The organism is Candidatus Nanopusillus massiliensis, from assembly GCF_920984865.1.
On record NZ_OV100765.1, the window covers coordinates 196432 to 196635 of the forward strand.

General features: G+C 25.0%; 2 protein-coding genes (1 of these 2 only partly in view). Both read left to right on the forward strand.

The annotated features are described in order from the left end of the window. On the forward strand, window positions 1–41 hold the end of the coding sequence (locus LUA84_RS01355) for a hypothetical protein (RefSeq protein WP_457913333.1). It extends 154 nt beyond the left edge of the window; 41 of the gene's 195 nt are visible here — the last part of the coding sequence; its start codon lies beyond the left edge, outside the window; the stop codon is at window positions 39–41. A 26-nt stretch (window positions 42–67) separates the two neighbouring features. Further along, the coding region (rpsI, locus tag LUA84_RS05110; protein WP_457913334.1) for a 30S ribosomal protein S9 at window positions 68–204 on the forward strand (137 nt) is incomplete at its 3' end.

A 204-nucleotide genomic window follows, 5' to 3' on the forward strand; every position in this document is an offset into this window, starting at 1 on the left:
ATTTAGGTGATATATCAAGGCAAATTGGTGGAAAATTTTAAAAATATAGTATATAAATTTATATAACATGACAATAATAGTTACAGCAAAAAGAAAAACAGCAATTGCAAAAGCAGATATAGATGAAGGTAATGGTAAAGTTACAATAAATTCTATTCCATTACAAGTATATGAACCATTCTTAGCAAGATTAAGAATAAGTGA